Raw genomic sequence first — 18,346 nt, forward strand, 5'->3', positions numbered from 1 at the left:
AAAGGGCTGGCAGCGCAATGGCAGGCAACAAGTGCGGGCGAATTGTCTTGGAGACTTTGTGAAAATTTCGTGCAACGCATATCTGGAAATACAATTTAGAGACAAAACAAAACGCCCCGAAGCGGTCGGGGCGTTTTGCTTACAGCGAATTGATTATTTCTCGGCGCGTTCTTTCAGCGCTTTGAGGGTATTGAATGGCGCATCGACCACGAACTTGTTGGCGACCATGGCCGGTACGCTACCGCCCGGCTCGGTGTGCACCTGATAAGTCACTTCGACCTGATCGCCTTTAGGCACGAACTTCCAGAAGCCTTTGACTTGCTGAACCCGTACGAAACCTTTTTCTTCCGGCAGATAGGTCGGTACGCCTTCAAGATTACGGGTCAGGCTGCCATCGGCGCCCTCAACGGTGGTGATCTTCAGCACCGAATCACGCGGGGTCACCGGCCACGGCGTGTTGAATTGCGAATAGGTCCAGCTCAGATCGCCTTCATGCTTGAGCAGTTTCTGGCTCTTGCATTCGTGAATCCACGCGCACGCGCCGGAGACGTCTTCCTGCAAGGCGCGCAGTTTGGCGATGGTGGTCTTCATCAGCGCGACGCCCTGATAGGACTTGTAGTCCGAACCGGGTATTTCGCTCAGGGAAACCTTGATGCCGTCTTCGTTCTTGGCGACTTTCCAGTCTTCCGCCTGGGCGACCGAAGTGGCAAGTACGGCAGTCAGACCACACAACACAGCGAAACGGTGCAGCGAACCCATAGTGTTATTCCTTATTGTTGAAGTTCCGTTCGTGAACACATCACGCCGCCGTCATCTGCTCCCACCAGCCGATCAATCTGATCGCTTCTTCAGAACTGCTGCCGCATACCTCGACATCCGCAGCGAAACCCGAGCAAACCGGCGGACGCTCCGGGCGGCCGAAAATGTTGCACAGGTTATCGACCGACAGTTGCACGCAACGTTCGCCGGCGGGTTTGCCGTCGGGCATGCCGGGGATCGGCGAACTGATGGAGGGGGCAATGCAGCAAGCGCCACAGCCTTCACGGCATTTCATGACGAACAGATCCTCGCGACGGGCGATGTGTAAAGAGACGGGAAACAGAGTAACCGCTAAAACGGCTGTTTCAAATTGCTACAAGCGGCTTTTCAACGATAAGTAAAAGTGACCGGGCAGTCTCCGACGAAGCGTCTGCTCTGCGCGTTGCAGAGGGCTGCATCTATTGCTTGAATTCGAAATCCAGCGCCGCGCCTTCCACATCGCGTCGCGCTTCGTTGCGCAATTGCAATTCCATTTCATTGCTGAGCAAGCGGCCGTTGAGCTGGAAGCCGTTATCTTTTTCGCCAAACATCTGCGGCAGGATCGCCTCGCGTTTGGGCAGCTCCACAGTGCCCTTTGGCTTCAGATCTTCAACCATATCCTTGGGCAGGCTGAGATCGAGTTTTGCCGGCGGCAATTTGGTCTTGGCCACTTCGCTGGCAGGTTTCGATTTCGAGGCAACCGGGCGGCGCTTCTTCACCGTGGCGTTTTGTTTGGCCTGGGCTTTTTTTGCTGGCGCCGTGGTTTTAACGGTTTTCTTCGTCGTACTGGTCGCTGCCGGTTTTTCCTGGGTTGCGGCCGCCATGGCACCCGGTGCCTGACCGATCATCAGCAAACCCAGCAATACCCACGCGGCAGGAACAATCGCTTTCATGGACCCAACGTACTAACGGCAGAGGGCCACATGCTCGCCTGTTGTGCGTCACATGACAAGCCTCAGCGCCCTCCCCGTTCAGAATCCGCCAGCGGTTTCCTGACACAGTTGGGTGGCCAACAGACCCAGCGTCATCAGCGCCCGCTCCGCCTCGCGGTTCCACGGAATGCCGCAATTGAGGCGGATACAGTGGTTGAACTGCTCGGTGTTACTGAAGATCAGCCCCGGCGCGATGCTGATGCCTTGTTGCAGCGCGCGAACATGCAATTCCTGGGTATTGACGCGCCCCGGCAAGCTCACCCATAGGATGAAACCGCCCGTAGGTCGGGACATTTGCGTGCCTTCAGGGAAGTGCTGCTGCACCGCTAGCTGGAACGCGCTGAGGTTTTTTCGGTATTCCTGACGGATGTAGCGTAAATGCCGGTCATAACCGCCGTTTTCCAGATAAGCGGCAATCGCCATCTGCGTGACGCTGCACGCCGAATGGGTACTGAACGTTTGCAGGCGCTGGATTTCCTGCTGGTACTTGCCGGCGATCATCCAGCCGATGCGCACACCGGGCGACAGGGTTTTGGAGAAGCTCGAACAGTAAATCACCCGATCCAGCCGATCGTAGGCCTTCAGCGCCTTGGTGCGGCCCTGTTCGAACATCAGTTCGCCGTAAATATCATCTTCGACAATCTGAATATCGAAATCCGAGGCCAGGCGCAGCAACTGTTTCTGCCGCTCTTCCGGCATGGTCCCGCCGAGGGGATTGCTCAGGCGCGTGGTCAGCACCAGCGCCTTGATCGACCATTGGTTGGCGGCCAGTTGCAAGGCTTCCAGACTCATCCCGGTGGCGGGGTCGCTGGGAATTTCGATGACTTTCAGGCCGAGCAGATCGGCCAGTTGCAGCAGGCCGTAATAGGTCGGCGATTCGGCAGCGATCAGATCGCCCGGCCGGGTCAGCACGCGCAATGACATCTGCAAGGCGTCGACACAGCCGTGGGTGATCACCACTTCCGACGGATCGACCACCACGCCAGCGTCACGCATGCGGATCGCGACTTGCCGACGCAACGGTTCGAAGCCGGGGCTGAACATGTAGCTGAATGCCCGTGGGCTGTGAAACCGGGTCACCTTGGCCAACTGCTGATGCAGCGCACGTACCGGCAGATAATCGACACTCGGCACCGCAGCGCCCAGCGGAAACACGCCTTCGCGGCGGGATTCGACCAATACCTGCTGAATGATGCTGCTGCGCGTCACCAGTCCCGGCCGTTCGACCCGGGCGATGTCCGGCGTCGGCGCGGTCAGCGCGGGGGTCTGGTGGACGTAATAACCCGACTGCGGGCGAGCGCGGATCAGGCCCTGATCTTCGAGGTTGGCATATGCCTGTAATACCGTCGCGTGGCTGACGTTGAGCTGCGAACTCATCTTGCGCACCGAGGGCACGCGCTCCCCCGGTTGATAGACACCACGGCGGATGTCTTCGGCCAGTTGCTGAGCAATACGCTGATAGAGCAAGAGATTGGTCATGACGCAGCACTCGATTTCACGGGCGTTTTATTCTTGTGTGGAACAATACCGGAACAGTTTAGAAGTGTACTGGGACAGTTGCCAGATTACTCGACCGTACAGTGCGGTGTCTGCCCCATCTGTACGGATTTGCGCGGCAATCGACAGACATGAAAAAGCCCGGCACTGCATGACAGTCCGGGCTTTCCAGAGACGCAGCCCTCAGCGGGCGGCGCCGAGCTGGCCTTTTTCGTCGGAGAACACAATTTCCACACGGCGATTTTGCGCCCGTCCACGCTCGGAGGCATTGGCGTCGACCGGGAACTGATCACCGTAACCTTCAACCTGGATACGTTTTTCATCGATACCCAGATCGACCAGCACGTCAGCCACCGATTGCGCACGATCGCGGGACAGTTTGAGGTTTTCCTGCTTGCCACCGGTGCTGTCGGTGTAACCCTCGATGCGCACAACGCGCTTGGGATTCAGTTGCAGGAACTGGACGATCTTCAGTACGACGCGGTTGGCCGAGTTTTTCAGTTCCGCCTGGCCGGTGTCGAACAACACGTCGCCGAGGGTCATCACCAGACCCCGATCGGTCTGCGTGGTCGCCAGCGCCACGATCTGTTCCTCCAGCCACTTGCCTTGTTGCTGCACGCTGAGCAGTTTCGATTCGCGCAGGGCTAATTGCAGGCGTTGCCGCTCAAGCTCAAGCTTGGCGGCGCGCTCCTCGTTAAGCGCCTGATTGGTGTGCTCGCGGGCGATTTCGCTGTAGCGCTGGCTCAGGTAGGCGTAATGCACCACGTCGGCACCGCTGCCCCAATAGGTCGACAGCCGATCGGCGCGGGCCAGGGATTCGCCAGCGCGGATCACGTCTTTCGGCGCGATGCGCAGCACGTTGGAATCTTCCTTGACCTTCTGGAAATCAGCGCCGGCCTGTTGCAGCGCCGCCTCGCTGTGCTGGCCGGCGCAGCCGTAGAGGCTGGCGCAACCGGCGAGGAGCAGAATGCCGAGAGCATTGGACTTGAGGCTCATTGCGCTTCCCCCAGTTGCAGCTGCTTGCGCAGGCGAACAATGCGGGTATTGAGCACATTCAGTTGCTCTTCGCTTTTTTTCGTCAGCACCTTGGCTTCGGCCAGACGTGCATCCAGTTCGGCCTGCTCGGCACGCATGCGCGCATTGCGATAGGACTCGTCCGCCATGTTGCCTTTGGCGCGGTTGTACTTGGTTTCGGCCAGTTGCATTTCCGGCACTTCGTCAGCGGTGGCGCCGACTGCCTTGGCCTGCACGATGGCCTGTTCGGTCAAACGCATTTGTTCACTGGGTGCCGGATCGGTTGCGCACCCGGCCAGGGCCAGAACGGCCACAGCCGCGAAAAGAGGTCGAATACTCACTAAGAATCCCTACTGTTTTGAGGCACTGACAGGTTGTGGCGGCTGTTGCTGTTGCGCCTTCCAGCGCTCGAAGTTGCGTTGCAGCGCGGCTTCCGTCAGTCCGGACGCGGGCAATTCTGTCATCTTTTTGGCGAGCTGTCCGCGCAACCACGGATCGTTGCAGGCCGAGTTATGCGAAACCGCGAGGAACAGCCCCGGGCGATCAATGGGTTGCTCGAACGCCAGCAGATCGCTGGTCATGCCCAATGTCTGCGCGGCGGCCAGGCCTGAGTAGCGCCCGGCGAGGACGTATTCCACCTCGCCCAGCAGAAGTTTCTGCAGGGCCTGGGTAAGGTTGGCTGTCCGCGTCAGGGTCAGATTCTGCTCGGCGAAAGTGCCGAATGCCTGGGTCATTCGAGACTTTTCCGACATCGCGCCGGCATGGCCTTTCAGGTCGCTGGCCTCGGCATAGGTTAAAGTCGAGCCTTTGCGCGTCCACACCAGGTAGTCATTTTCCAGCAGTGGCGGATGAATGAAGTCAAAGTTTTCCAGCTCGGGCACGGTCAGCGGCGCGTCGGCCAGCATGTCCATGCGCCCGCTGCGCACCTCATCGAGGGCCTGCGAGCGTTTGCCGGCGTAGAGCAGGTCGACTTTGATGCCCAGATCCTTGGCCACTTGCTGCAACAGATCGGCACTCGCGCCGATCAGGAGCTTGGGGTTTTGCGGGTCCTGCCACAAGTACGGCGGCGCATCCGGGCTGCCGGTGACGACCAGGCGCTCGCACTTGCCAGCGGCCATGGCCAAACCGGGCAACAGCATCAATCCCAATAACCATCCGCAGCGCAGATCCATGGCAAAACGCTCCCCACTCAAATCCGAGACAAAAAAAAGCCCGACCAACAGGCCGGGCTCTTTATAAGTGAAGCCGCCGGATTAGACCAGCTTCTCCAGCTCAGGTACTGCTTCGAACAGATCCGCTACGAGACCGTAATCGGCCACCTGGAAGATCGGCGCTTCTTCGTCCTTGTTGATCGCGACGATCACCTTGGAGTCCTTCATGCCGGCCAGATGCTGGATCGCGCCGGAGATACCGACGGCGATGTACAGCTGTGGCGCAACGATCTTGCCGGTCTGACCGACCTGCATGTCGTTCGGTACGAAACCTGCGTCGACCGCAGCGCGCGAGGCGCCCACAGCAGCGCCGAGCTTGTCGGCCAGCGCGTACAGATGTTTGAAGTTGTCACCGTTCTGCATGCCGCGACCACCGGAAACAACGATCTTGGCAGCGGTCAGCTCAGGACGATCGGACTTGGCCAGCTCTTCGCTGACGAAGCTCGAAGTACCAGCGTCGTGGGCAGCACCCACGGCTTCAACGGCAGCCGAACCACCTTCAGCGGCAACCGGATCGAAACCGGTGGCACGCACGGTGATTACTTTGATCGCGGCGGTCGATTGCACGGTGGCGATGGCGTTACCGGCGTAGATTGGGCGCTTGAAAGTGTCAGCGCTTTCCACCGAGATGATCTCGGAGATCTGGTCAACGTCCAGCGCAGCGGCGACGCGCGGCAGGATGTTTTTGCCATTGGAAGTGGCGGCAGCAAGGATGTGGCTGTAGCCAGCGCCCAGCTCAGCAACCAGCGGCGCGACGTTTTCCGGCAGCTGATGCGCGTAGGCGGCGTTGTCAGCGTTGAGGACCTTGCTCACGCCAGCGATTTTCGCTGCGGCTTCGGCGACCGGGCCTGCGCCCTGACCTGCTACCAGAACGTGGATGTCGCCGCCGATTTTGGCAGCAGCGGCCACGGTGTTCAGTGTGGCCGGGGCCAGCACTTTGTTGTCGTGTTCAGCAATAACCAAGATAGTCATTTAGATTACCTTCGCTTCGTTCTTGAGTTTTTCAACCAGTTCAGCCACCGACTTGACCTTGATGCCTGCGCTGCGTGCAGCCGGCGCTTCGACTTTCAGGGTCTTGTTGGTGGAGGCGGTGGAAACGCCCAAAGCGTCCGGAGTCAGCACTTCAAGAGGCTTCTTCTTGGCTTTCATGATGTTTGGCAGGGACGCGTAGCGCGGCTCGTTCAAACGCAGGTCGGTGGTGACGATGGCTGGCAGTTTCAGCGAAACGGTCTGCGCGCCGCCGTCGATTTCGCGAGTCACGGCAACGCTGTCGCCGGAGACTTCGACTTTCGAAGCGAAGGTGCCCTGACCGTAGCCGCTCAGTGCAGCGAGCATCTGGCCGGTCTGGTTGTTGTCGCTGTCGATCGCCTGTTTGCCCAGGATCACCAGTTGAGGTTGTTCCTTGTCGACGACGGCCTTGAGCAGCTTGGCCACGGCCAGCGAGGTCAGGTCTTCAGCGGATTCGACGAGGATGGCGCGGTCGGCACCCAGAGCCAGTGCGGTACGCAGCTGCTCCTGAGCGGTGGTCGGGCCGATGGAGACGACGACGATTTCAGTCGCAACGCCCTTCTCTTTCAGGCGCACGGCTTCTTCCACGGCGATTTCGCAGAATGGGTTCATCGACATCTTGACGTTGGCGAGGTCGACGCCGGAATTGTCCGCCTTGACGCGGACCTTGACGTTGTAATCCACAACGCGTTTGACAGCTACAAGAACCTTCATGGATTCCTCGTTACTCTCCGGTGAAAAGAAAGTCGCCTAGGCGAACCTGGCGGATGATGCTCATCGGGCGACAAGGGCACCTCTAAAAACGCCGGCTTGAATGTGAGGTGATTCACTTCGCGAAGGGAGTTGACCGTTCGTCAGGGGTGACTGCCGGGTCATTCATTCTCACGCTGTGTAAACTGCGCGCCGGACTTGCGCTGCGCATCACCGTCTACTGCCTGTGCCCTGTCTTTAGAGGTGCTCTTGAAACCGCCAGTCTGCCTACGGCGAGCGCAAAACCGCCCGTATCTTGACCGGAACGCCCATTCTGGTCAATACGCCAAAATGCCCTGTCATAAGCCGCGCTTCTTTGATTTATCAGGGCTGGAGGCGATTCAAACAAACGTTTGTATTGGACGCTGGGAGTGGTGTAGATATAATGCGCCGCCTAGAGAGAAAGGTGGATTCGCCAATATTCCCTTTGACGTTAACGTAAAGGCAATACGGATGCGAGATCAAACCTCCATATTAGAAAAAAAACTGTTGAGCCTTGAGTAGGAGATAGCCTGTGGAACGCGAATACATGGAATTCGACGTCGTCATCGTCGGTGCCGGCCCCGCTGGTCTGTCCGCCGCCTGCCGCTTGAAGCAGAAGGCCGCTGATGCCGGTAAGGAAATCAGCGTCTGCGTGGTCGAAAAAGGCTCCGAAGTCGGTGCGCACATCCTCTCCGGTGCGGTGTTCGAACCCCGCGCATTGAACGAATTGTTCCCGGACTGGAAAGAACTCGGCGCGCCGCTGAACACGCCCGTCACACGCGATGACATTTTCGTGCTGAAAAACGCCGACAGTGCGCAGAAGATTCCTGACTTCTTTGTGCCCAAGACCATGCACAACGAAGGCAACTACATTATCTCCCTCGGCAACCTGTGCCGCTGGCTGGCTCAACAGGCTGAAAACCTCGGTGTGGAAATCTACCCGGGCTTCGCCGCTCAGGAAGCGCTGATCGATGAAAACGGCGTGGTGCGCGGGATCATCACCGGTGATCTGGGCGTCGACCGCGAAGGCCATCCGAAAGAAGGCCTGTACACCCCGGGCATGGAACTGCGTGGCAAATACACGCTGTTCGCCGAAGGCTGCCGTGGCCACATCGGCAAGCAACTGATCAAGCGCTACAACCTCGACAGCGATGCCGACGTGCAGCATTACGGCATCGGTCTGAAAGAAATCTGGGAAATCGACCCGGCCAAGCATCAGCCGGGCCTGGTGGTGCACACCGCCGGTTGGCCGCTGGACATCATGGGCACCGAAAACACTGGCGGCTCGTTCCTCTATCACCTGGAAAACAATCAGGTGGTGGTCGGTCTGATCGTCGACCTGTCCTACAGCAACACTTACCTGTCGCCGTTCGATGAGTTCCAGCGCCTCAAGCATCACCCGGTGCTCAAGCAATATCTGGAAGGCGGCAAGCGCGTCAGCTACGGCGCCCGCGCCATCGCCAAGGGCGGCCTGAACTCGCTGCCGAAAATGGTCTTCAAGGGCGGCGCGCTGATCGGTTGCGACCTCGGCACCCTGAACTTCGCCAAGATCAAAGGCAGCCACACCGCGATGAAGTCCGGCATGCTCGCGGCGGAATCGGTGGCAGATGCGCTGTTCGCCGAGCAGGATTGCACCGTCGAACTGACCACTTACGTCGACGCGTTCAAGAACAGCTGGCTGCATGAAGAACTGTTCGCCAGCCGTAACTTCGGCCCGGCGATTCACAAGTACGGCGCAATCATCGGTGGTGGTTTCAACTGGCTGGACCAGAACATCTTCGGCGGCAAGCTGCCGTTCACCCTGCGCGACACCAAGCCGGATTACGCCTGCCTCAAGCTCGCGGCCGACTGCAAGAAGATCGACTATCCGAAACCCGACGGCAAACTGAGTTTCGACAAACTCAGCTCGGTGTTCATCTCCGGTACCAACCACGAAGAAGAGCAGCCGTGCCACTTGAAGCTGACCGATCCGAGCATCCCGATCAGCAAAAACCTGCCGCTGTACGACGAACCGGCGCAGCGTTACTGCCCGGCCGGCGTATACGAAGTGATCACCAAGGAAGACGGCGAGAAGCGCTTCCAGATCAACGCCCAGAACTGCGTGCACTGCAAGACCTGTGACATCAAGGACCCTGCGCAGAACATCACCTGGGTGGCACCGGAAGGTGCCGGCGGCCCGACTTACCCGAACATGTAAGTCGAAACGCTGAACGACAAGGCTCCCGAAATGGGGGCCTTTTTGTTGCCCAAAATTGCTCTGAGACCACAAAACAACTGTGGGAGCGAGCCTGCTCGCGAAAGCGGTGTGTCATATAAAGATGATGTCGACGGACACACCGCCTTCGCGAGCAGGCTCGCTCCCAAAGGGGATATCGTCGGATCAGGCTGCGCGCTCGTCCCCCGGGCTGCGTTCGAAGTAACGCTTGTACTCGCGGCTGAACTGCGACGTGCTCTGATAACCCACCCGATGCGCCACCTGCGCCACGCCCAGCCCCTCCGCCACCAGCAGCGTCTGCGCCTTCAACAAGCGCAAACGTTTCAGATACTGCACCGGCGACAACAATGTGCTGCGTTTGAAATGCTCATGAAAGGTCGACACGCTCATGTTCGCGCAACCAGCCAATGTCTCGACATTCAGCGGCTCGGTGTAATGCGCATGCAGATGGCTGATCGATGCCGCGACCCGGGCGAATTGCCCTTGTTGCTCGACCAGCGCACGCAGCACATCCGCTTGCGGCCCGCGCAGCGCGACGAACAATAATTCGCGAACCCGCGCCGGGCCGAGAATCTGGCATTCCAGCGGATCGTGCAGACAGCTGAGCAGCCGCTCAACACAGCCACGCATGCCATCGTCGAGCACCACCGAGGTCATCGACTCCGGCGTCTGCGCCGGAATATGCCGCCCCGGAGCCAGCCCCATGGCCAGCACCAGTTCGCCGAGCAGAACGCGATCGATCGCCACCGACACACCGAGCAATGGCGCATCGGGCAAGGCAAAGGTTTCGCATTCGAACGGCACCGGCAGCGCTTGAATCAGGTAGTGGCCGGCGCCGTACTCCATAGTCCGAGGGCCGAGGAACGCCAGTTTGCTGCCCTGGGCGATGATCATCAGGCTCGGCTCGTAGATATGCGGACCACGGGCGACGTCGCAACTGGCGCGCAAGATCTGCACACCGGGCAGACCGGTCTGGCTGTAGCCATCGCGCAGCGCCAGCGGTTCGATCAACGAAACCAGCCGGGCATTGGCATCAAGATGACGGGTCAACTGCATCGAATTAGTCTTCGTAAAAATCACGGAAAAAGGGATGAAAACATCATCGCAGATCCGCTGGCCAATGCGATGGCCGAAACCCGCATGCCGGAGGATTAGGCATGAGACCCGGAGAAATCGTCATGGCCGCACCCGCGTCTGGCGCCCAGAATTCACCGCCTCACTTGTCACTGTTTTTGCGAGGTCACCCATGTATACCGCCATCGGCTATGCCGCCCAGTCGGCCACCACTCCCCTCGCCCCGATGAAATTCGAACGCCGCAGCCCGCGCGCCGACGACGTGGCGATCGAAATTCTGTACTGCGGCGTCTGCCATTCCGACATCCATCAGGCACGCAATGAATGGGGCATCGCCGTTTATCCGCTGATGCCCGGCCATGAGATCGTCGGAAAAGTCACCGCTGTCGGTGCGAATGTCACCCGTCACAAAGTAGGCGATCTGGTTGGCGTCGGCTGCATGGTCGACTCTTGCCGCAGCTGCGAAGCCTGCCAGGCGAACCTCGAGCAATATTGCCTCGAAGGCCCGACCATGACCTACGCCACCCCGGACCGAGTCGATGGCAGCAACACCATGGGCGGTTACTCCGACAGCATCGTGGTCAGCGAACACTTCGTTGTGCGCATTCCGGAACGTCTGGCACTGGCCAGCGCCGCACCGATTCTCTGCGCCGGCATCACCACCTACTCGCCGCTCAAGCATTACGGCGTCAAGGCCGGTGACAAGGTCGGGATTCTCGGCATGGGCGGCCTCGGCCACATGGGCATCAAGTTCGCCAAGGCGATGGGCGCGGAAGTGACACTGTTCACCCGCTCGGCGAGCAAGGCTGAAGAAGGTCGCCGTCAGGGCGCCGATCATGTGATCGTCTCCACCGATGCAGAGCAAATGAAGGCCGCTGCCGGCTACTTCGACTTCCTGCTCGACACCATCCCGGTGCAGCACGATCTGAACCCGTACCTCGACACGTTGCGTTTCGACGGCGTGCACATTCTGGTCGGCCTGATCGAGCCAGTGAACCCGCCCGTCCACGCCGGCAAACTGGTGATGAGCCGCCGCGTGCTGGCCGGCTCCTTGATCGGTGGTATCGCCGAAACCCAGGAAGTGCTGGATTTCTGCGCCGAGCACAACATTACCTGCGACATCGAAATGCTCGACATCCGCAATATCAATGAAGCCTACGCGCGGATGATTGCCGGTGACGTGAAATACCGTTTCGTCATCGACATGGCGACGCTGAAGGCTTAAACCTTAAGCCCTAGCTCAGCTGATAGCCGGGTTGTAACCCCTTTGAGCAGGGGGATCAACTCGGCCATTTTTTCCAGCGGCATGTACGGCACGGTGCTGGCGATACTGATTGCCGCGACGATGCCCTTGCTCGCATCACGAATCGGCGCCGCCACGCAGCGGATCGACGGTTCGTTGTCTTCCAGATCGAACGCGTAGCCACCGGCGACGTATTCGCCCATGCGCTGCTCAAGCTGTTCCCACGACTGCTGGGGATGCTGCGGCCAGAACTGACTTTTGCCACCCGCCGGCAGGCTGATGTCGTACAGCCGCCGCCAATCCTGTGGCGAGTCATCGAGCATCAAGGCCTTGCCGATCCCGGTGCGTACCAGCGGCATGCGATGGCCGACCCGTGAGCGCATTTCCGGGCCGTTGCGTCCAGGATTCTTCAATAGATACAGCACTTCGTCGCCCTCGCGGATCCCGAGGTGCACGGTATCGCCGGTCAGTGCCGACAACTCGTCCAGATATGGCCCGGCCAACGTCACCAGTGGCAACTCTTCGCGGGCTTGAAAGCCCAGTTCGATCAGCTTCGGCCCGAGCAGATAACCGATCTGCGGGACCACGCGCAGATAACGCTCGTCGACCAGGCAACTGGCCAGACGATGGGTGGTGCTGCGCGTGGTGCCGATCAGCCGGGCAATCTCCTTGAGATCACGCGCGCCACTGGCTACCGCCTGCACCACCCCGAGGCCGCGCAGCAGCGTCTGGGTGCCGGTGGGCGCGGCGTCCTTGGTTTTTTCCGGGGCGTCTTCCTGCATATCCAGCCTTTTACCGTTGAGCGAAGGAACGGGCGGCATTATGGTCGCCCGACGCAGAGCACTACAACTCGATACGCTCGACCTTGCCCACCAGCAGCACGTAGGACAAGGCACCGACCAGCGCGAGCACGGCGATGTAGGTGATCGCCGGCGCGAACGAATCGCCGCTGGCGAGGAAGCCGATCACGATCGGCGTAGCAATCGCCGACAGGTTGCCGATGAAGTTGAACACGCCACCGGTCAGACCGAGCAAACGCGCCGGTGCCAGCGTCGACACCAGCGACCAGGTAATCGACGCCAGACCGTTGCCGAAAAATGCCAGGGCGAGGAAGGCAATCACCAGCGGCGTCGACTCGACAAAGTTGGCGCCGATGATCGAAGTCGAAATCAGCAGTCCGCCAATGATCGGCAACTTGCGCGCGAAGCCCACGGTGTAGCCGCGACGGATCAGGAAGTCGGAAAAGAATCCCGAGCACAACACACCGACGAACGCGGCAAGAAACGGCAGGGACGCGAGCAGGCCGGACTTGATGAAGTCCATGCCGCGATATTTCACCAGATAGGTCGGGAACCAGGTGAGGAAGAACCACAGCGTCGAGTTCAGGCAGAACTGGCCGAGGTAGATACCCCACAACTTGCGCTTGCTGAGAACGATGCCCAGATCGGACCAGCTGAATTTGGCCTTGACCTTGGCCGTCTCGGCCTGGATATCCACCAGCCCGCCGCCTTCGCGGATCAGGTCGATTTCCGCCTGGTTGGTGCCTTTGAAATCGCGCGGCTCGCGATACACCGCGTACCAGATCAGCGCCCAGAGAATGCCCACCGCGCCGGTGGCGACGAACACCATGTGCCAGCCGAATGCATGTTGCAGCCACGCCAGCACCGGGGTCAGGAAGGCCAGACCGACAAACTGCCCGGAGGTGTAAAACCCGATTGCCGTGGCGCGTTCGCGCTCAGGGAACCAGGTGGTAACCACGCGGCTGTTGATCGGATAGGCCGGCGCTTCCAGCGCACCGACGGCCATGCGCAGCACGAACAGGGCGATGAAGCTGCTGACGAAACCGAGCATCACCGTGGCCACCGACCACAGCAGCAGCGCGACGCTGTAAAGGATCCGTGGCGGCACGCGATCGACCAGCCAGCCGCCGGGGATCTGCATCGCGGCGTAAGTCCAGCCAAAGGCGGAGAAGATCAGACCGACATGGACCGGATCAATGCCCAGCTCACTGGTCAGCGCCGGCGCGGCAATCGACAGGTTGCTGCGGTCGAGGTAATTGATGACCACGGTGATGAACAGCAACACCATGATGAAAAATCGCTTGCGGCTAGGCGTGACTAAAGACGCCTGCCCGGAGAGGGTGTGCGTTTGCATGAGAGATGCCTCTTTTTATGTTTGTTGAGGTCATGACGCAGATCTCCTCTCCCTGGAGATCAAAAACTGTGGGAGCGACGGTGCGACGATTCGACCTGCTCGCGAAAGCGTCGGGTCAGTCACATGGATGGCGGATGTGACATTGCATTCGCGAGCAGGCTCGCTCCCACAGGGATCAGTGCTGAATCAGAAGATCACCACTCGGCAAAGCTGCCATCGGCATGACGCCAGATCGGGTTGCGCCAGCGGTGGCCGACCGCCGCACGCTCGATCACGTATTCCTCGTTAATTTCGATGCCCAGCCCCGGGCCGTTTGGAATCTTCACGAAGCCTTGGTCGTAGTCGAAGACGCGCGGATCCTTCACATAGTCGAGCAAGTCGTTGCTCTCGTTGTAATGGATGCCGAGGCTCTGCTCCTGGATAAACGCGTTGTAACAAGCCGCGTCGAGTTGCAAACAGGCCGCCAGCGCGATCGGTCCCAGCGGGCAATGCAGTGCCAGCGCGACGTCGTAGGCTTCGGCCATGTTGGCGATCTTGCGGGTTTCGGTGATGCCGCCAGCGTGGGAGGCATCCGGCTGGATAATGTCGACGTAGCCTTCGCTCAACACCCGTTTAAAGTCCCAGCGCGAGAACAGCCGCTCGCCCAGGGCAATCGGCGTACTGGTCAGCGGCGCCAGTTCTTTCAGCGCTTCGTAGTTTTCGCTGAGCACCGGTTCTTCGATGAACATCAGCTTGTACGGGTCGAGCTCCTTCATCAGCACCTTGGCCATCGGCTTGTGCACGCGGCCGTGGAAGTCAACGCCGATACCGACGTTCGGCCCCACCGCATCACGCACGGCGGCAACGTTGGCCAAGGCGAGGTCGACTTTCTCGAAGGTGTCGAGGAACTGCAATTCTTCGGTGCCGTTCATTTTCACCGCCGTGAAACCACGGCTTACTGCTTCTTTCGCCGCACGCGCGGTGTCGGCCGGACGATCGCCGCCGATCCACGAGTACACACGAATCTTGTCGCGTACCTGGCCACCGAGCAGATCGCTGACCGACACGCCGAGGGCCTTGCCCTTGATGTCCCACAACGCCTGATCGATACCGGCCAGTGCGCTCATGTGGATCGCGCCGCCACGGTAGAAGCCGCCGCGATAAAGCACCGTCCAGATGTCTTCGATATTGCGTGGGTCTTTGCCGATCAGGTAGTCGGACAATTCTTCCACCGCTGCGGCAACCGTGTGCGCGCGCCCTTCGACCACGGGCTCGCCCCAACCGGTCACGCCCTCGTCGGTTTCGACCTTGAGGAAGCACCAGCGCGGCGGAACGATGAAGGTCGTGAGTTTGGTGATTTTCATCTCTGCTCTCTTTTGTAAATGCAGCTTTTATTAGATGCAGCGCACACAGCGCCAAAAAGTCTTAACGCAGGGCTTTCCAGGCAGCCACGTAGGCCTTGGCATTGACCTCCACTTGCTGCGGGGTCATGCCCGGTTTGAACAGGCCGGAACCTAGGCCGAAACCTTTCACCCCGGCGTCGATAAAGGCCTGCATGTTGTCCGGCGTAATCCCGCCGACCGGCGCGAGCACCGTGCCGGCTGGCAACACCGCGAGCCAGGCTTTGACGACTGCCGGGTTCATTTGCTCGGCCGGAAACAGCTTGAGAATGTCCGCACCCTCGGCCAAAGCGGCGAAGGCTTCGGTCGGCGTGGCCACACCCGGCGACAGGTACAGCCCCGCCGCTTTCGCCGCGCGCAACACCTTGGCATCACTGTGCGGCATGACGATCACTTGTCCGCCAGCAGCTTTGACCTGCTCGACCTGCTCGGGGGTGAGCACCGTGCCGGCACCGATCAGGCAATCGGCGGGCAGCGCGTCGCGCAGGATGCGGATACTTTCGTATGGCGATGGGGAATTGAGCGGTACTTCGATGACGCGAAATCCGGCGGAATACAGGACTTCTCCGACAGCCGCCGCTTCCTGCGGTTGCAGGCCACGCAGAATCGCGATCAGACCGTTTTGTGCCAGTGCTTGCTTGAGCATGTCAGGCCTCCAGTCAGGGTTAACGGGATGAGGAATCGATCAGTCCGGCGGCACGCGCCAGTTGCCACAGGCCACGCTCGGTCGCCTGCTCGGCCAGCGTTACCTGAGCAAAGCCGCAGACGTCGAGGGCACGTTGGTAGCGCGTGCACAATTGCGCATTGCCGATGAGCACGATCGCTGGAAGGTTCGCTTGATTGCGCCGGCGCCGCTGCACATTGGCAAGCGCTGCCAGCTCATGGCCGATCATCAGGCCGGAGAGATAATCCGCCTGAGCAGTCGGGCTCAATTCACCGGTCAGGCCAAGGGTGCGGGCGCTGAACAAGGTCGAGAGCACACCGAGCTCGGCATCCGTCGACAGCGCGATTTGCACGCCGCGATCGAACGCTTGCGCATCGAAGGCCGCGCTCGGTTGCTGGGTACGGCCAAGGATGCTGTGCTCGCTGAGCACGGCAAAAACTTCGCCGGTCATGAACGTATCGAAATGGATGATGCGGCCATCGACCACCTCCACCCATTTCGAGTGGCTGCCGGGCAGGCCGATCAGCAGATCATTACCCGCCTCGGCCGGCAGACTTTGCAGCACGCCGAGGACTTGGGTTTCTTCGCCGCGCATTACATTGGGCAGTCGCGAACGCTGGATCACGCCCGGAACGATATGCACCGGCTTGCCGCGCAGACTGATAACGGTTTGTAGGGAATTTCCGAGATGAGCGACGTCGGCGGGCGTTTCGCAGTAAGCCGCTTCGCGCCAGCCCTGCGCACTGCCGACCATGCCGCAAGCGATCACCGGCAGATCCGGCTGCGCATCGAGCCAGTCACCGCAGGCCTCGTCAAAGGCCAGTTCAAAACCATCGGCGCATTCACGCCCGTGGATGATTCGCGGGGTCTTGGGCAACTGCATGATCCCGGACGACAGCGCACGCTGCTCCAGCACCACACCGTCCGCCGCGAGTTTGTAAGCACGTAATGAGGTCGTCCCCCAATCGAGCGCGATCAATTGCGCCTGCATCGCTTCACCTGTTTTGTTTTTGGCAGTGAGTGCGATGGACTATAAACCCGAGGGACGGGAAATCTCAATATATAAATATCAATCCCACATTGTGGGATTATGCATTTTAGCTTTTGGCTTGCATAAAGGATGGCTCAGTCGCGCTGGCGAATCGGTCGGGCCTACGGGCCCGAAATGCCCGTATCAATCAGCGAGCCCTGCCACCTCAGTATTTATTGACTTCTCTCATTAGATCTTCAACTGGAATCTCCATGACCTTCGATAAATAGATCTTGTAAGAGTATGAGTTGATTCTGACTTTACAAGCTATTGACTGTTGACGAGCCAGCAATGCCTTTAACTCATCGTTACTCATAAGCGCATAACTTGTCGATTCCTTAACCTTGTAAAACATCAGATCTGCTTTAAAGACCATCCCTTCCCCTGAATTTACCGGCTCTAGCCAGCCCTCGCCGTATTCCTTCAGATTCTGCGCCGTTGAGAAATCCGTCTTTTGATCAAAAGAACAGAGAAGCGATTGGCTTATTTTTGACTCGAATAACTGCCCCACATCAACGTCAGAAGAAAACTTGACTTGGTAAATATTTCGATTTAGATAACGCTCCGTACTCATGTACTCAATATGGGCAGTTGGCCGCCCGTGACTGATAGCGCATGACGCACAGACCAAAAACATTAAAACCAGTAAAAATTTACGCACATTTCCGCCCCTTGAAATGCAATACCACTGACTGCATAAGAACATCCCTAGCAGACATTCCGCTACTTAATACGGCAATGTAAATAGCCCAGGCGTCGGCGTGGTTCACATCTACCCGGCCGTTCATGTTCGGGCCGCTTGTCATGTCCCACTGCTCTCCAAAATCCGCCACGAGATCAGAAAAGTTCCAGTCTTTGGCATCAGCCCTTACATTCACCCAATATTCAGCTTTGGGAGTAGGCTCTTTTTGATAAATATTAGATATGCCCCATACGATCTGGCCCTCTCCGACGGGATCCAAAGTAACCAATACCGCGACTCGATAGCCTTTATCGGACAGCACTTTAGACAGATGAGCTCCATTCCAGCCCCCCAGGCTATGGCCGACGATGTAAACGGGAGTTGTGAGATCAGGAATCTTCGCCAACACATTCGCTTTCAATCCCTCGTCACTGATGAAGTCGTTATAACCGATGTGATACGCGTCGTAGGTATCAGCGCAAAGGCCTTCGGCATCCATATTCTTGATGAATATTTTCAGCGCCTCCGCCACATTATTGTTCGGTCCCGTTCCGTAATAACTCTCCTTGTCTCCCGCCCCTCCGACGAAAAATAAAACAATTTTTTTCGGGCTAACCGTAGCCTGCTTTACGGTCGCGTCGGTTTTACATGTTAATTCGTGTGTCACGACCAATCTTTGACAGCCTTTCAATTGCGAATTTTCAGCGGCCATG

Annotated in this window: 19 protein-coding genes; 2 read left to right on the forward strand and 17 right to left on the reverse strand. The window is 59.0% G+C overall.

The window, feature by feature from the left end; translation table 11 throughout:
- Positions 1–153: 153 nt before the first annotated feature.
- The 9 genes from AC4IHP_RS13900 to AC4IHP_RS13940 all read right to left on the reverse strand — a co-directional run bounded on the left by AC4IHP_RS13900 (position 154) and on the right by AC4IHP_RS13940 (position 7,174).
- Positions 154–759 (reverse strand): START domain-containing protein, encoded by a 606-nt coding sequence (locus AC4IHP_RS13900; RefSeq protein ID WP_460120674.1) that lies wholly within the window; start codon positions 757–759, stop codon positions 154–156.
- Between the two features lie 40 nt (positions 760–799).
- A complete protein-coding gene (locus AC4IHP_RS13905; protein WP_460120676.1) occupies positions 800–1,054 on the reverse strand; it encodes a YkgJ family cysteine cluster protein in 255 nt (84 codons plus the stop codon).
- 163 nt (positions 1,055–1,217) lie between these two features.
- On the reverse strand, positions 1,218–1,691 hold the full coding sequence (locus AC4IHP_RS13910; protein ID WP_490831937.1) for a translation initiation factor 2: 474 nt from the start codon (positions 1,689–1,691) through the stop codon (positions 1,218–1,220).
- 78 nt (positions 1,692–1,769) lie between these two features.
- The gene (locus AC4IHP_RS13915; RefSeq protein ID WP_024013893.1) at positions 1,770–3,209 is read right to left on the reverse strand and encodes an aminotransferase-like domain-containing protein; all 1,440 of its coding nucleotides are present in this window, start codon (positions 3,207–3,209) and stop codon (positions 1,770–1,772) included.
- Between the two features lie 201 nt (positions 3,210–3,410).
- Complete coding sequence (locus AC4IHP_RS13920) at positions 3,411–4,223, reverse strand: OmpA family protein (RefSeq protein ID WP_101156315.1); 813 nt, start codon at positions 4,221–4,223, stop codon at positions 3,411–3,413.
- Positions 4,220–4,582, reverse strand: a complete 363-nt coding sequence (locus AC4IHP_RS13925; RefSeq protein ID WP_172667940.1) for a DUF4398 domain-containing protein — start codon at positions 4,580–4,582, stop codon at positions 4,220–4,222. The genes AC4IHP_RS13920 and AC4IHP_RS13925 overlap by 4 nt, the downstream gene beginning before the upstream one ends.
- Before the next feature lie 9 nt (positions 4,583–4,591).
- Positions 4,592–5,413 carry a substrate-binding periplasmic protein gene (locus AC4IHP_RS13930; protein WP_490831938.1) on the reverse strand — a complete coding sequence of 274 codons (822 nt, stop codon included), beginning with the start codon at positions 5,411–5,413 and terminating at the stop codon, positions 4,592–4,594.
- An 81-nt stretch (positions 5,414–5,494) separates the two neighbouring features.
- Complete coding sequence (locus AC4IHP_RS13935; RefSeq protein WP_016770954.1) at positions 5,495–6,424, reverse strand: electron transfer flavoprotein subunit alpha/FixB family protein; 930 nt, start codon at positions 6,422–6,424, stop codon at positions 5,495–5,497.
- Complete coding sequence (locus AC4IHP_RS13940) at positions 6,425–7,174, reverse strand: electron transfer flavoprotein subunit beta/FixA family protein (RefSeq protein WP_007908338.1); 750 nt, start codon at positions 7,172–7,174, stop codon at positions 6,425–6,427.
- Between the two features lie 550 nt (positions 7,175–7,724).
- On the opposite strand from AC4IHP_RS13940, the gene AC4IHP_RS13945 reads away from it, so the two are divergent.
- Positions 7,725–9,389, forward strand: coding sequence for an electron transfer flavoprotein-ubiquinone oxidoreductase (locus tag AC4IHP_RS13945; protein ID WP_024013896.1), 1,665 nt, complete (start codon positions 7,725–7,727; stop codon positions 9,387–9,389).
- A 183-nt stretch (positions 9,390–9,572) separates the two neighbouring features.
- Here AC4IHP_RS13945 and AC4IHP_RS13950 read toward each other — a convergent pair whose 3' ends face one another.
- Complete coding sequence (locus AC4IHP_RS13950) at positions 9,573–10,463, reverse strand: AraC family transcriptional regulator (RefSeq protein WP_016770956.1); 891 nt, start codon at positions 10,461–10,463, stop codon at positions 9,573–9,575.
- 190 nt (positions 10,464–10,653) lie between these two features.
- On the opposite strand from AC4IHP_RS13950, the gene AC4IHP_RS13955 reads away from it, so the two are divergent.
- The gene (locus tag AC4IHP_RS13955) at positions 10,654–11,706 is read left to right on the forward strand and encodes an NAD(P)-dependent alcohol dehydrogenase (protein WP_039760107.1); all 1,053 of its coding nucleotides are present in this window, start codon (positions 10,654–10,656) and stop codon (positions 11,704–11,706) included.
- On the opposite strand, the gene AC4IHP_RS13960 is transcribed toward AC4IHP_RS13955, so the two are convergent.
- The 7 genes from AC4IHP_RS13960 to AC4IHP_RS13990 all read right to left on the reverse strand — a co-directional run bounded on the left by AC4IHP_RS13960 (position 11,703) and on the right by AC4IHP_RS13990 (position 18,345).
- Positions 11,703–12,506, reverse strand: coding sequence for an IclR family transcriptional regulator (locus tag AC4IHP_RS13960; protein ID WP_016770958.1), 804 nt, complete (start codon positions 12,504–12,506; stop codon positions 11,703–11,705). The genes AC4IHP_RS13955 and AC4IHP_RS13960 overlap by 4 nt on opposite strands.
- 61 nt (positions 12,507–12,567) lie before the next feature.
- Positions 12,568–13,878, reverse strand: coding sequence for an MFS transporter (locus AC4IHP_RS13965; protein ID WP_490831939.1), 1,311 nt, complete (start codon positions 13,876–13,878; stop codon positions 12,568–12,570).
- 194 nt (positions 13,879–14,072) lie between these two features.
- Positions 14,073–15,221 carry a galactonate dehydratase gene (gene dgoD, locus AC4IHP_RS13970; protein ID WP_016770960.1) on the reverse strand — a complete coding sequence of 383 codons (1,149 nt, stop codon included), beginning with the start codon at positions 15,219–15,221 and terminating at the stop codon, positions 14,073–14,075.
- Positions 15,222–15,282: 61 nt separating this feature from the next.
- Complete coding sequence (locus AC4IHP_RS13975) at positions 15,283–15,903, reverse strand: 2-dehydro-3-deoxy-6-phosphogalactonate aldolase (RefSeq protein ID WP_460120692.1); 621 nt, start codon at positions 15,901–15,903, stop codon at positions 15,283–15,285.
- A 19-nt stretch (positions 15,904–15,922) separates the two neighbouring features.
- Positions 15,923–16,912: a 2-dehydro-3-deoxygalactonokinase gene (locus tag AC4IHP_RS13980; RefSeq protein WP_490831940.1), complete on the reverse strand. Its 990-nt coding sequence runs from the start codon at positions 16,910–16,912 to the stop codon at positions 15,923–15,925.
- 205 nt (positions 16,913–17,117) lie between these two features.
- Positions 17,118–17,612, reverse strand: coding sequence for a hypothetical protein (locus tag AC4IHP_RS13985; RefSeq protein ID WP_460120696.1), 495 nt, complete (start codon positions 17,610–17,612; stop codon positions 17,118–17,120).
- Positions 17,605–18,345, reverse strand: a complete 741-nt coding sequence (locus AC4IHP_RS13990) for an alpha/beta hydrolase (RefSeq protein WP_460120699.1) — start codon at positions 18,343–18,345, stop codon at positions 17,605–17,607. Before AC4IHP_RS13990 ends, AC4IHP_RS13985 begins: the two co-directional genes overlap by 8 nt.
- Position 18,346: the final 1 nt, after the last annotated feature.

The sequence above is a fragment of the Pseudomonas sp. UF-293 genome, assembly GCF_058245595.1.